Raw genomic sequence first — 12802 nt, forward strand, 5'->3', positions numbered from 1 at the left:
GACGCCCGACATCATGCCGCGCGGTGGCGGCACAGCTGTTGCGCTAGATCATTCATGAATCCGTCATAAGCGACCGGGCTTGCGCAGCAGATCGGCGCAGTGGCGCGCGATCATGCTCTCTTCATTGGTGGGAATGACGAACAAGGCAACGCTGCTGTCCGAAGCGCCGATGCTTTCGCGGCCTTCGTCATTCGCCGCTGCATCGATGCGCACGCCGAGCCAGGCGAGGCGCTCGCCGATTGCGCTGCGGATCTCATTCGCATGCTCGCCAATGCCGCCGGTGAACACCAGGCCGTCCAGCCCTCCCAGCGTGTTGGCCATGACCGCAATCTCCTGCGCCCCGCGGAAGGTGAAGAGATCGACGGCCTCGCGCGCGGAAGCTTCGCTGCTCGCAAGCAGCGTACGCATGTCCGCGGAGAGGCCGGAGACGCCCAGCAACCCTGACTCGTGATAAAGCAGATGCTGCAGATCCTCGGTCGTCATCCTCTCTTGCTGTAGCAAATAGAGCAGCACGCCTGGATCGATCATGCCGCAACGCGTGCCCATGACCAGACCGTCGAGCGGTGTCAGTCCCATTGTGGTGTCGATGCTTCGGCCGTCGCGCAAGGCGCAGAGGCTCGCGCCATTGCCGAGATGGGCGATGACAACGCGCCTGGCTGCAAGCTCGGGCGCGATCGCCGCCAAACGGGTCGCAACATATTCGAACGACAGGCCGTGGAAGCCGTAGCGCCGCAGGCCGCGTGCCTCGAAGCGCTTCGGGATCGCGAAGCGGTTCGCCGGCGGTGCCATACTGTGATGAAATGCGGTGTCGAAACAGGCGATCTGTGTCAGCTCAGGCTTGATCGTCCTGACCGGGTGGACCGGTGCGAGACACCGCGGCTGATGCAGCGGCGCCAGCGGCGTCAGTGCCTCGAGCCTGGTGAAGACCTCGTCGGTCAGTTCGACCGGGCGTGAATATTCGGGACCACCATGAACGATGCGGTGACCGACGGCCCGCAGGCGGTGATCACCGAAACGGTCCTCGACGAAAGCGAGCACCTCGGCGAACAGATGGCCGCCGTCCGCATCGGATGCCTCCCGCTGCGTCTCGAACAGAGTGTCGCCCGACGGGCTCCTCGCCACCAGCCGCGGCTTCGCCTCGTGCTCGTCGAGCAGACCCTTGCAGAGCAGGGCGGGCTCGCCCGCCGAAATATCGAACAGACCGAACTTGATGCTCGACGAGCCTGCGTTGAGGACGAGAACCGACGCTGTCATGCCGCCTTGCCCGGCCAGACCCAGTCGCGGATCACGGGCATGTCCTCGCCGTGCTCACGCACGTAGCGCGAATGCTCGATCAGCGCGTCGCGGAACCGCTGCTTCACCTGCGCGGCTTTAGTTGCAAGACCCGGCACGCGTTCGATCGCCTCGATCGCGAGATGGTAGCGATCGAGCTCGTTGAGCACGACCATGTCGAACGGCGTCGTCGTGGTACCTTCCTCGGCAAAGCCGCGCACATGCAGGCCGGCATGGTTGGTGCGGTTATAGGTGAGGCGGTGGATGAGATAGGGATAGCCGTGATAGGCGAAGATCACGGGCTTGTCTGTCGTGAACAGGCTGTCGAAGTCGCGATCGGACAGGCCGTGCGGATGCTGCTCCTTCGGTTGCAGCGTCATGAGATCGACGACGTTGACGACGCGTATCTTCAGGTCCGGCAGCGCCTTGCGGAGAAGATCAACGGCTGCGAGCGTCTCCAGCGTCGGGACGTCGCCAGCGCAGGCCATCACCACGTCGGGCTCGCCGCCGGCGTCCTCATTTCCGGCCCAGGCCCAGATGCCGATGCCGGCATCGCAATGCGTCGCCGCCTCCTGCATCGATAGCCATTGCGGCGCCGGCTGCTTGCCGGCGACGATGACGTTGATGCGGTTATAGGTGCGCAGGCAGTGATCGGCGATCCACAGCAGCGTGTTGGCATCGGGCGGAAAATAGATGCGGACGATGTCGGCCTTCTTGTTGGCGACGAGATCGACGAAGCCGGGGTCCTGATGGCTGAAGCCGTTATGGTCCTGCCGCCACACATGCGAGGTCAGGAGATAGTTGAGCGAGGCGATCGGCCGTCGCCAAGGCAGGTGCCGCGTCACCTTCAGCCATTTGGCGTGCTGATTGAACATGGAATCCACGATGTGGATGAAGGCCTCGTAGCAGGAGAAGAAGCCATGCCGTCCGGTGAGCAGATAGCCCTCCAGCCAGCCTTGGCAGAGATGCTCGCTCAAGACCTCCATCACGCGGCCGTCCTGTGCGAGATGCACGTCGTAAGATTCGATCGGCTCCATCCAGACGCGTTCGGTCGCATCGAACACGGCATCGAGCCGGTTTGACGCGGTCTCGTCAGGACCCATGATGCGGAAATTGCGCTCCACGGCGTTGAGGCGGATGACATCGCGCAGGAATTTGCCGAGCTCGCGCGTGGCTTCTCCAGTCACGCCGCCGGGCTTGGGCACCTCGACGGCAAAACCGCGGAAGTCGGGCAGCTTCAACTCCTTCTTCAGCAGCCCGCCATTGGCATGCGGGTTGGCGCCCATCCGTCTTTCGCCTTGCGGCGCGAGCGCCTGAAGCTCGGGAATGAGCGCACCGTTCCTGTCGAACAGCTTGTCCGGCTCGTAGCTGCGCATCCAGTCCTCGAGAATCTCTAAGTGCGCCGGGTTCTCGCGGCAGTTCGCAACGGGCACCTGATGTGCGCGCCAAAAGCCTTCGACCTTCTTGCCGTCGACCTCCTTCGGGCCGGTCCACCCCTTCGGGCTGCGCAACACGATCATCGGCCAGCGCGGCCGCTCGATCGTCTTGCGTCCGTCGCGGGCGTGCTGCTGGATGGAGTGGATGCTGGCAATCGCGACGTCGAGCGCATCGGCCATCGTCCGGTGCATAAATTTTGGATCGTCGCCTTCGACGAACAGCGGCTCATGGCCGAACCCGCGGAACAGATCGCGGATCTCGCTATCAGGCATCCGCCCGAGCACGGTCGGGTTGGCAATCTTGTAGCCGTTGAGATGCAGGATCGGCAGCACCGCGCCGTCATGCGTGGGATTGAGGAACTTGTTGGAGTGCCAGGACGCTGCCAGCGGGCCCGTCTCCGCCTCGCCGTCGCCGACGACGCAGGCGACAATGAGGTCAGGATTATCGAAGGCCGCGCCGTAGGCGTGCACCAGCGCGTAGCCGAGCTCGCCGCCTTCGTGGATCGAGCCCGGCGTTTCCGGCGCCGCGTGGCTCGGGATGCCGCCCGGGAAAGAGAACTGCCTGAAAAGTCTTCGCAATCCGTCCGCATCGCGGGGGATGTTTGGATAGATCTCGCTGTAGCTGCCTTCGAGATAAGTGTTGGCGACCATGCCCGGACCGCCATGGCCGGGACCGCAGACATACAGCACGCTCAGGTCCAGCGCGCGGATGACGCGGTTGAGGTGGGCGTAGATGAAATTCAGTCCCGGCGTCGTGCCCCAATGGCCGAGCAGACGCGGCTTGATGTGCTCGGGCCGCAAGGGCTCGCGCAACAGCGGGTTGTCGAGCAAGTAGATTTGCCCGACGGAGAGATAGTTCGCAGCGCGCCAGTAACGATCGAGGAGATCGAGGTCGCTGCTTGCAGCGGCCGATTGTTGTTGATTTGTCATAATCCTGCTGACCTTCACCCGGGATCGTCACCAACCGGGTTCCGGCGAGATCGATCCTTCCGCGGCATCAAACGGAAGCGGGCTCACGCGGTGTTGCGTGAGGTCAAAGGGCCGCGCGCGAAGTTTGGGCAGCGCTACTGTGCATGGGGTTGTTTTCGCGTTTTCGATTCTTGTTCTTGATTTGTTCCTTCGGCGTGTTATCTTGATTGCATGAGTCCAGCCTCTTCTGCTCTCAAGCACCCGCCGGTCACGGCGCCCTCCGAGCCGGCGGGTGCGCTCTCAGATATTCCTGCCGACTTTCCTGAACTGGCTGTCGCCATCGACCGCCAGCGCAGGCGAGGGCGGGGTGCCCAGTCCAACGCCAGCGGCCGCTTTGAAGCCGAGGCGCGCGTCGCCTTCGACGATGGCTGGCAGAGCCTGGAAGACCTGCCGCCGTTCAAGACGACGGTCGGGGTGGACACCTCACGCAAGGTGATCACCCGCAACGACTCTCCCGACATCGGCTTCGACCGCTCGATCAATCCCTATCGCGGCTGCGAGCATGGTTGCGTCTACTGCTTCGCGCGGCCGACCCACGCGTATCTCGGCCTGTCGCCGGGGCTCGACTTCGAGTCAAAGCTGTTCGCAAAGCCCGAGGCGCCTGTTCTGCTCGAGAAGGAGCTCGCGGCCTCAGGCTACGAGCCGCGGATGATTGCGATCGGCACCAACACCGATCCCTATCAGCCGATCGAGCGCGAGCGCAAAATCATGCGCGGCATTCTCGAGGTGCTGGAGCGCACCGGCCATCCCGTCGGCATCGTCACCAAGTCGGCGCTGGTCGTGCGCGACATCGACATTCTCCAGCGCATGGCCAAGCGCAACCTTGCCAAGGTCGCGATATCAGTGACCTCGCTCGACCCAAAACTCGCGCGCACCATGGAGCCGCGGGCCTCGACGCCGCCAAAACGGCTGGAGGCGCTGAAGCAGCTCTCTGACGCCGGCATCCCCACCACCGTGATGGTGGCGCCCGTGATCCCCGCGCTGAACGATTCCGAGATCGAGCGCATCCTCGATGCCGCCGCCCATGCCGGCGTCAAGGAAGCCTCCTATGTCCTGCTGCGGTTGCCGCTGGAGGTGCGCGATCTCTTTCGCGAATGGCTGATGGCAAATTATCCGGACCGGTATCGCCACGTCTTCACCCTGATCCGCGACATGCGCGGGGGGCGCGACTACGATTCGAAATGGGGCGAACGTATGAAAGGAACCGGTCCCATGGCCTGGACCATCGGCCGTCGCTTCGAGATCGCCTGCGACCGGCTTGGGCTGAACAAGCGCCGCTCGAAGCTGACGACGGATCATTTTGCCAAGCCGAAGCCGAACGGCGAGCAGCTCAGCCTGTTCTGAGGCGCGGAGCGAACGAGGTATGTGATGAGTAAGGATCTGCCGGCCCCGATACCGCGGCTCACGGTGATCACGCTTGGTGTGCGCGACATCCGCGCCAGCATCGCCTTCTACGATGCGCTCGGCTTTTCGCGCCGGCTCAAGGTTACGGGTGAAGCCGTTGCGTTCTTCGATACCGGTGGTCCCGTGCTTGGCCTGTTTCCCTGGGATCAGCTCGCTGACGACACCAGGCTGCCGGACCAGCCGAGGCCGACAACCTTCCGCGGTGTCACGCTTGCCTGGAACTGCGCTTCGCGGGAGGAGGTCGATACCGTGCTGGCGTTTGCGCTTTGTAAGGGCGCCACGCTGCTGAAGGCCGCACATGAGACCGATTACGGCGGCTATTCCGGCTATTTCGCCGACCCCGACGGCCATCCCTGGGAGGTCGTTGTCGCGCCCGGCATCGAGGTCGGCGACGACCGGCGGGTGCATCTGGCGGAGTAGAGCGGTCCGTCTGAATAACGGGAATTGCGCGGGGTTCCCGGTTGCGCGGGCGAGCCGGCTTGCGCACGATCCCGGCCATGATTCGGGACAAGTCCGCCAAGAAGCCGGCCAAAGATGCGCCAGAGAAGGCCGCTGAGAAGAAGGCTGCGCCTGCCAAGGCGAGCTTCCGCCGCGAGCGCGCGCTGATCAAGCGCGGCATCTGGCCGGTCGCGGGCTGCGACGAGGCCGGCCGCGGGCCGCTCGCCGGCCCCGTGGTGGCCGCCGCCGTGATTCTCGACCCCGACCGCATCCCGCGCGGCATCGACGATTCCAAGCGGTTGACCGGCGAAGAGCGCGAAAAACTGTTCGAGAAGATCTGCGCCACCGCGCAAGTCTCGGTCGCCGTCGCCTCGCCCGCGCGGATCGACCGCGACAACATTTTGCGGGCCTCGCTCTGGGCGCTGAAGCGCGCGGTGGTCGCGCTGCCCGAGGCGCCCAGGCACGTCTTCGTCGACGGCCGCGACCGGCTCGATACGTCTTGCGACTGCGAGGCCGTGATCGGCGGCGACGGCATCGTGCTCTCGATCGCGGCCGCCTCCATCGTCGCCAAGGTGACGCGCGACCGGCTGATGTGCGCGCTGGCGCAGGATTGCCCCGGCTACGGCTTCGAGCAGCACAAGGGCTATGGCGTGCCCGAGCATCTCGACGCGCTCGATCGCCTCGGCCCGACCGTCCACCACCGCAGCTTCTTCGCCCCGGTCGCCGCTGCCCGTGCCAAGCACATGCCCTGGACCGTCGAGCCGGTGCAGGATCTGTTCTCCGTCACCGAGGTCGAGACCTCAGTTGAAATCGAGGCTTCAGCGGGCCTCTAGAGCAGACCGCCGTTGCCACGGCGCGTGGCGCCCTTTATCAAAACGGGTGTGAGCGAATAGGGCCGGCTGGACGGGTTGGCTGCATCTTTCGGGCGTTGCATGCGGTTTACCTCCCTGGTCATCGAGCTCATTCGCGCCCGGCCGCGGTTGATCGTCTGGATTGCCGTGCTGCTGCAGGCCGCGATGTGGCTGCTGGTGGCGCTGCTGTTCTATCGCAGTCCGCCCGGCAGCCTGGCGACCCTGCTGGCCTATGGCCGCGAATATCGGGTCGGCACTGATCTCGGCCCGCCGCTGTCGATCTGGCTCGCGGACATTGCCTATCGCGTGGCAGGCGGCCATGTGTTCGGCGTCTACGTCCTTGCCGAGCTCTGCGAGATCGCGACCTTCATCACGCTCTATCATCTGTCGCGGGCCGTGGTGGGTACCCAGCAGGCGGTTCTCGCCGTGCTCCTGACCATGACGGTGCTGGCCTTCTCCTCGTCCGCGCTCGACTTCGGCCCCCTGGTCCTCGCCCGGCCGCTCTGGGCGTTGCTGCTGCTGCATTCCTGGCAGATCATCGGCCAGCGCCGCGGTAATGCCTGGTTCGCCTGGTCGATCGAGGCGGGCCTTCTGCTCCTGACCACGCCGGCTGCGATCTTCCTGCTCGCGCTGCTCGTCATCTTCGCGCTGTCGACCGCCGGCGGCCGCCGGACCTTGCGCGCGCTCGATCCGTTGTTCGCGCTCGTCGTCGTGGCCGTGCTGGCGCTGCCCTATGCGGTCTGGCTGATGCGCGCCCAAACTCTTGTGCTGCCGGCCTTGCCGCAACTGGCCGACCTCAGTGCCCGTGCGATCCACGCCGTCTGGCTGCTCGGCGGGCTGGTGTTCGGCGCCATCGCGGTCCCGGTGCTGAGCTTCCTCAACACACCCCTGTTCGCCGGCAAGAGTGAGGAGGCGCCGATCATCTACCGGCCGCCGGTCGAGCCGCTCGCACGCAACTTCGTCTATTTCTTTGCGCTCGCGCCGGCGCTCGGTGCGGTCCTGATCTCCGGCCTGTTTTGGCTCGAGACTGTGGTCGGCGGTGCCGGCGTCGTGCTGGTCATGTCGGGCCTCGCCATGGTCGTAATGGCGGGCGATCTCATCGCCATGCGCCGCGCGCGGATGTTGCGCACGGTATGGGCGGCGGCCGTCATCGCCCCTGCCGCCGGCGTCGTCCTGGCGGTATTGTTCATGCCCTGGACCGGCACCGGCGAGATTGCGACCTCGATGCCGGCGCACGCGATCTCGGATTTCTTCGACGAGAGCTTTGCCCGCCGCACCAACCATCGCCTGCGCGCGGTCGCCGGCGAGACGCAGCTTGCAAGCCTGATCACGCTGCATTCCGGCCGGCCACACCTCTTCATCGATGCTGATCCGGGGCGCACACCCTGGATGTCACAGGCGAAATTCAGCGAGAGCGGCGGCGTCGTGGTCTGGCGCGCGTCCGACACCGCCGGCACCCCGCCGCCCGAAATCCTCGCGCGCTTCCCGGGCATCGTGCCCGAAGTGCCGCGGGCCTTCGAATGGCTGGTCAATGGCCGTCAGGGATTGTTGCGCATCGGCTGGGCGATCGTGCGGCCGAAGGGGGCGTAGGTCGCTCTCTCCATTCGTCATTGCGAGCGCAACGAAGCAATCCGGACTGTCTCCGCGGAAAGACTCTGGATTGCCTCGCTGCGCTCGCAACGACGGGGATAGGCCGTTCTGCCTCTCACGAGCCTTGCGCCAACACCTTCGCAATCGCCCGCAGATCCTGCCAGGCCAGCCGCTTGTACGACGGCGAGCGCAACAGATAGGCCGGGTGGAAGGTCGGCAGCGCGCGGATGGTGCGCTGGCCGGTGTCGTAATCAAACCAGCGCCCGCGCGTGCGCATGATGCCTTCGCGCGTCGAGAGCAGCGTCTGCGTCGAGGGATTGCCGAGCGTCACCAGCATGTCGGGATTCACCAACTCGATATGACGCTGGATGAAGGGCAGGCAGATCTGCGTCTCCTGCGGCGTCGGCGTGCGATTGCCGGGCGGGCGCCAGGGGATGACGTTGGTGATGTAGGCGGTGGTGCGGTTGAGCCCGATCGCGCCGATCATCAGATCGAGCAGCTTGCCGCTGCGTCCCACGAACGGCAGTCCTTCGATGTCCTCGTCGCGGCCCGGCGCTTCGCCGACGAACATGATGCGCGCCTGCGAATTGCCGTCGGCGAACACCAGCCGCGTCGCGGTGTGCTTGAGCGCGCAACCTTCGAAATTTTGCATCAGCTCGCGCAGGGCCTCGAGCGTCGGCGCGGTGCGCGCGGCCTCGCGCGCCGAGGCGATCGCAATGTCGGGCGCCGGTGCGGCCTCGCCGCGTATCACCGCAGGCGCGGCGACAGGCCGCGGCGCTTCAACCGCCGCTACGCGCGGGGCCGGCGGCGGGGCGTCTAATTCCGCCAGGCGGTCGACCGGTTCCTCCGCGAGCGCGCAATCGACACCGGCCTCCAGATAGAAGGCGAGAAGCTCTCGAACGGTGGGTGCGGGCTCGGTGATCATTGGGAAAGTCTGACTATTAGTTCATCTTAAGGCGCCTTGCATCCCAGCGGAACGCATTTCCGTGGTTGTCCTACCCGGAAAAATCGGAAACAAGGGGGCGCAAATGACAAGGAACCGTCTCAAGGGCTGAGATCAGATGAGCACCGAAGAACTTCCCCCGCGCGAATCCATGGAATTCGACGTCGTCATCGTCGGCGCCGGCCCCTCGGGTCTGGCCGCGGCGATCCGGCTGAAGCAGATCAATGCCGATCTCAACGTCGTCGTGGTGGAGAAGGGCTCCGAGGTCGGTGCGCACATTCTCTCCGGCGCCGTGATCGATCCGGCCGGGCTCGACAAGCTGATTCCGGACTGGCGTGAGGATGCGGATTGTCCGCTGAAGACGCAGGTCAAGGACGACCGCTTCTACTGGATGACGACCGGCGGCGCGATCAAGCTGCCGAACTTCATGATGCCGCCGCTGATGAACAATCATCACTGCTATATCGGCTCGCTCGGCAATGTCTGCCGCTGGCTGGCGCGCAAGGCCGAGGCGCTCGGCGTCGAGATCTATCCGGGCTTTGCCGCCGCGGAAGTGCTCTATGACGACAAAGGCGCGGTGAAGGGCATCGCCACCGGCGACATGGGCATCGGCCGCGACGGCAAGCCCAAGGACTCCTTCACCCGCGGCATGGAGCTGCTCGGCAAGTACACGCTGTTCGCCGAGGGCGCGCGGGGCAGCCTGACCAAGCAGCTGATCGCAAAGTTCGCGCTTGATGCCAAGAGCGAGCCGTCGAAGTTCGGCATCGGCCTCAAGGAAGTCTGGCAGATCGATCCCGCCAAGCATCAGAAGGGCATGATCCAGCATTCGTTCGGCTGGCCGCTCGATCTGAAGACTGGCGGCGGATCGTTCCTCTATCATTACGACGACAACCTCGTCGCGGTCGGCTTCGTCGTGCATCTCAACTACGACGATCCGTATCTGTCGCCGTTCGATGAGTTCCAGCGATTCAAGACGCATCCGTCGATCCGCGGCACCTTCGAAGGTGCCAAGCGTCTTGCCTATGGCGCGCGTGCCATCACCGAGGGCGGCTATCAATCGGTGCCGAGGTTGACCTTCCCCGGTGGCGCGCTGGTCGGTTGCGCTGCCGGCTTCGTCAACGTGCCGCGCATCAAGGGCGTGCACAATGCGATGGGCACCGGCATGCTGGCGGCCGAGCATGTCGCGGCCGCGCTCGCCGCCGATCGTGCCAATGACGAGGTCGTCGACTACGAGAATGCCTGGCGGTCCTCGTCGGTTGGCAAGGACCTGTTCCTGGTCCGCAACGTCAAGCCGCTGTGGTCGAAGTTCGGCACCGTGCTCGGCGTCGCGCTCGGCGGCTTCGACATGTGGTTCAACACGCTGTTCGGCACCTCGCTGTTCGGCACGCAGTCGCATGCCAAGCCCGATCGCTCGACGCTCGATCCGGCCAAGCAGCACGCGCCGAAGAACTACCCGAAGCCGGATGGCAAGATCTCCTTCGACAAGCTGTCCTCGGTGTTCCTGTCCAACACCAACCATGAGGAAGACCAGCCGGTCCATCTCCGGGTCGCCGACATGAACCTGCAGAAGACCTCCGAGCATGACATCTTCGCCGGTCCATCGAACCGCTATTGCCCGGCCGGCGTCTATGAGTGGGTCGAGGAGGGTGCGGCGCCGCGCTACCAGATCAACGCGCAGAACTGTGTCCACTGCAAAACCTGCGACGTGAAGGACCCCAACGGCAACATCACCTGGGTTCCCCCGGAGGGCGGCGGCGGGCCGAACTACGAGGCGATGTAAAGGGACCTCGGGTTACAAAACGTGACCTGGCGCACGTTCGCGTGAGAACGGGCACACCATGGGTGCCCCCGGGAGCATCACCGGGGCTCCCGGCCACGATAAGGCCATAGTACCGTCGTCTTGGGGCTCTCTTGGCGGTCACTTGGCCGATTTGGGGCGTGCGGAGGGGGATCGCCCGGTCCGAATCCTTGCGGTGAAGCGCCAAAAGCGGCATTGTCCGGACCCGACGGTTCCGGGTCACATGTTGCCGGCCGCGCGTGCGAGACGGCCTTTTGCTTCAAACCCAGGCACTACCAACTCAAGGCGAGCCCTGATGTTTTCAAATCGTTTCACCCGCTGGACTGCTGCTGCCATCGCCCTTGCCGGTTCTGCGATCGTGGCGGTCCCCGGTGCGGTGCTGGCGCAGACGCCGGACCACCCGGCCGACACGGCGGCGCAGTTTCCGACCCGAAACGATCTGAAGTCGCTCACCACCGCCGGCAGCTATCTCGCCGCCCGCCACGCCAGCGTCGAGCGCGATGCGACCTCCGCCGCCGCTTTCTACCGCTCCGCGCTGCGGACCGACCCCAAGAACAACGAGCTGCTCGACCGTGCCTTCATCTCCTCGGTCGACGACGGCGACATCGAAGAAGCGGTCAAGCTCGCCGAGCGCATCCTTACCATCGACAAGACCAATCGCGTCGCGCGCCTGGTGGTCGGTGTGCATGATCTGAAGCTGAAGAAATATCCGAGCGCGCAAAGCAACATCAACCAGTCGATTCGCGGACCCATCACCGATCTCGTCGCGACGCTGCTGTCCGGCTGGGCCGCCTATGGCGCCGGCGATGCCAAGGGCGCGGTTGCGACCATCGACAAGCTGGCGGGCCCGGAATGGTACCCGCTGTTCAAGGATTTGCACGCCGGCATGATCCTCGAGAACGCCGGCAAGGAGAAGGACGCGGGCGTCCGCTTCGAGCGCGCCTACAAGCTCGACGATTCCATGCTGCGCGTGACGGAAGCCTATGCGCGCTGGCTGTCGCGCAACAAGGACGCGGCCTCGGCGACCGCGGTCTACGAAGCCTTCGACAAGAAGCTCGCCCGCCATCCGCTGATCGTGGAGGGTCTGCGCGAGACCAAGGCCGGCAAGAAGATGCCCTCGCTGGTCGATTCTGCGCAGGCCGGTGCGGCCGAGGCGCTTTACGGCATCGGCGCCACCCTGACCCGCCGAGGCGGTGAGGATCTGGCGCTGGTCTATCTCCAGCTTGCGCTCTATCTGCAGCCCAGCCATCCGCTGGCCCTGCTCTCGCTCGCCGACCTCTACGAATCGGTGAAGCGGCCGCAGATGGCGATCAAGATCTACGAGCGCGTCCCCTCATCCTCGCCGTTGAAGCGCAACGCGCAGATCCAGCTTGCTATTGATCTGGATTCCGCCGACCGCAGCGACGAGGCGATCAAGATCCTCAAGGGCGTGATCTCGGAGGACTCCAAGGACATCGAAGCGATTATGGCGCTCGGCAATCTCGAGCGCGGCCGCAAGAAGTTCGGCGACTGCGGTGCGACCTATTCGCAGGGCATCGACGTGCTGCCTGCAGGCAACGACAAGGCCAACAGCGTCTGGTACTATTATCGCGGCATCTGTGAGGAGCGCTCCAAGCAGTGGGGCAAGGCCGAGGCCGACATGAAGAAGGCGCTCGAGCTGCAGCCCGACCAGCCGCATGTCCTCAACTATCTCGGCTATTCCTGGATCGACCAGGGCGTGAACCTCGACGAAGGCATGAAGATGATCAAGCGTGCCGTCGAGCAGCGTCCCGACGACGGCTACATCGTCGACTCTCTCGGCTGGGCCTATTACCGCATCGGCAACTACGAAGAGGCGGTGAAGAACCTCGAGCGCGCGATCGACCTGAAGCCCGAGGATCCCACCATCAACGACCATCTCGGCGATGCCTATTGGCGCGTCGGCCGCACGCTGGAAGCCAAATTCCAGTGGGCGCATGCCCGCGACCTCAAGCCCGAGCCGGACGATCTGCCGAAGATCGAAGCCAAGATCGCCAACGGCATGACGGATGACAGTTCGAATTCTTCCGCCGCGCAGGCGGACAAGAAGAAAGACGACGGCAAGGGCGGCTAATCTCGTTAA

Annotated in this window: 9 protein-coding genes; 6 read left to right on the plus strand and 3 right to left on the minus strand. The window is 64.8% G+C overall.

The features are described from left to right. Window positions 1-63: 63 nt before the first annotated feature. Together XI06_RS27020 and XI06_RS27025 are read right to left on the minus strand one after the other, a co-directional pair. Window positions 64-1254, minus strand: coding sequence for an acetate/propionate family kinase (locus XI06_RS27020; RefSeq protein WP_237866739.1), 1191 nt, complete (start codon window positions 1252-1254; stop codon window positions 64-66). Then, window positions 1251-3638, minus strand: a complete 2388-nt coding sequence (locus XI06_RS27025) for a phosphoketolase family protein (protein WP_237866742.1) — start codon at window positions 3636-3638, stop codon at window positions 1251-1253. Before XI06_RS27025 ends, XI06_RS27020 begins: the two co-directional genes overlap by 4 nt. Window positions 3639-3848: 210 nt before the next feature. Between XI06_RS27025 and XI06_RS27030 the strand changes: the two genes are divergently transcribed. The 4 genes from XI06_RS27030 (at window position 3849) to XI06_RS27045 (ending at window position 7960) form a co-directional block, all read left to right on the plus strand. Then, window positions 3849-5021, plus strand: a complete 1173-nt coding sequence (locus XI06_RS27030; protein WP_237866745.1) for a PA0069 family radical SAM protein — start codon at window positions 3849-3851, stop codon at window positions 5019-5021. Between the two features lie 24 nt (window positions 5022-5045). Further along, the gene (locus XI06_RS27035) at window positions 5046-5501 is read left to right on the plus strand and encodes a VOC family protein (RefSeq protein WP_237866747.1); all 456 of its coding nucleotides are present in this window, start codon (window positions 5046-5048) and stop codon (window positions 5499-5501) included. A gap of 77 nt (window positions 5502-5578) precedes the next feature. Then, window positions 5579-6352 carry a ribonuclease HII gene (locus XI06_RS27040; protein ID WP_237866750.1) on the plus strand — a complete coding sequence of 258 codons (774 nt, stop codon included), beginning with the start codon at window positions 5579-5581 and terminating at the stop codon, window positions 6350-6352. A 99-nt stretch (window positions 6353-6451) separates the two neighbouring features. Beyond that, window positions 6452-7960 (plus strand): glycosyltransferase family 39 protein, encoded by a 1509-nt coding sequence (locus XI06_RS27045; RefSeq protein ID WP_237870208.1) that lies wholly within the window; start codon window positions 6452-6454, stop codon window positions 7958-7960. 115 nt (window positions 7961-8075) lie between these two features. On the opposite strand, the gene XI06_RS27050 is transcribed toward XI06_RS27045, so the two are convergent. Then, complete coding sequence (locus XI06_RS27050; RefSeq protein WP_271606940.1) at window positions 8076-8885, minus strand: uracil-DNA glycosylase; 810 nt, start codon at window positions 8883-8885, stop codon at window positions 8076-8078. A 136-nt stretch (window positions 8886-9021) separates the two neighbouring features. Between XI06_RS27050 and XI06_RS27055 the strand changes: the two genes are divergently transcribed. Both XI06_RS27055 and XI06_RS27060 read left to right on the plus strand, forming a co-directional pair. Continuing rightward, window positions 9022-10683: an electron transfer flavoprotein-ubiquinone oxidoreductase gene (locus XI06_RS27055; RefSeq protein WP_237866754.1), complete on the plus strand. Its 1662-nt coding sequence runs from the start codon at window positions 9022-9024 to the stop codon at window positions 10681-10683. A gap of 313 nt (window positions 10684-10996) precedes the next feature. Then, complete coding sequence (locus XI06_RS27060; RefSeq protein ID WP_237866755.1) at window positions 10997-12793, plus strand: tetratricopeptide repeat protein; 1797 nt, start codon at window positions 10997-10999, stop codon at window positions 12791-12793. Window positions 12794-12802: the final 9 nt, after the last annotated feature.

The organism is Bradyrhizobium sp. CCBAU 11434, from assembly GCF_028128895.1.
GTDB classification, from domain to species: domain Bacteria; phylum Pseudomonadota; class Alphaproteobacteria; order Rhizobiales; family Xanthobacteraceae; genus Bradyrhizobium; species Bradyrhizobium zhengyangense.